This window comes from Oleiphilus sp. HI0086 (genome assembly GCF_001635225.1).
Window position 1 is genome coordinate 1 of record NZ_LWFZ01000033.1, and the last position, 1,360, is coordinate 1,360.

The window sequence follows — 1,360 nt, forward strand, 5'->3', positions numbered from 1 at the left end:
GCAACGTCTTGAGCAGACGTAAAGATGATTGGGTTTGACTCTGTACCTTGAGCATCAATCATTGCACCACGGTTTATCGCTAGGTAAGAGTTACCTGAAGCACCGAAAAGTGTTGTTCCAGCTTCAATAGTAAGCGTAACACCGTCAACAACATTCACTTCACCAGTGATTGCATACAAGCTATCGCTAGTTAGTGTTGTATCGCTTGTGATGTCGCCACTAATAACTGAAACAGCCTGATCGTTAACCTCTGCCAATGCCCATTCGAAGATGCTCAAATCAACACCAGTTACAGCGTTGTCAGCATCAACTTCTGCAGCAAATGCTACACCAGAAGAGTCTAGATATGCTTCGTCAACCATATCACCAGAAACACCGACTGTTTCATGTACATCACCAAGTGCACGGAAAATGTCACGTGTACCTTCGTCACGATAGATACCCTTACCACTAGTGATGATACCGTCAGCACCGATGTCGCCTGTTACAGCATCATCAATCACTAACTCAACTGCGTCATTCTTGATCGCGATACCAGCACCTGCTGTTTCAATTTCATCACCAGTTACAGCAGTATCACTTACACGGATTGCTGCGATGTCTGCAATGTAGTCAGCTTCAGTGTACTCTTCGGTACCACCTTCACCGTCATCAACCTGTGTACCAATTAGTGATGCATCAGCACTTGAAGACTTAACATTAACTTGCACGTTGTCAAATACGTAGCCTGTACCTTCACGAAGACGAATAGCGCGACCGATTGTATCTAGTGTTGCATTTTCAAGCGTTGGCTTAGCAATTGGTGTGCCTGAATCGTCAGTGCTGTGCGAGTCAGCTTCGATTGCACGTGAGTCAATCTCATCATCAACAACAACTTGCTGAACGTAAACGTTTGAAAGAGTGCCGATATAACCCTGGTCAGTATCGATTGAATCATCACCTGCGTTGTAGATGTACAGACCATCAACATCAACCGTACCACCCCAAAGCTCAATACCATCATCTGCAGAACCAACGATAGCGATGTTGCTAATTTGAGTACCGCTACCAACTGAACCTAGAGACAAACCATTTAGCTCTTTGTCTTTTTCAATTGCGTAACCAGAATATTTAATGATCACGTAGTCAAGAATACCGCTGTTATCCGTTGCATCTGCTACGCCATTGATTGGGCCATATGCCTGCGTGCCAGCTTCATAAGTGCGCTCGCCTTTATTGTTTTCAGAGCTACCTAGAATTGTCAGACCACCCCATTGACCCTGATCATTCTGACCAGCAGTGCCCGCGATATCCTGTGCAGAAGTAAATATGATTGGGCTATTTTCAGCACCTTCAGCAAAAATCTGCGCACCACGGTTAA

1 pseudogene is annotated in these 1,360 nt (G+C 45.0%); it reads right to left on the minus strand.

Going from position 1 to position 1,360, the window contains the following annotated elements:
* A pseudogene (locus A3756_RS26945) lies at positions 1 to 1,360 on the minus strand (hypothetical protein); the annotation flags it as partial.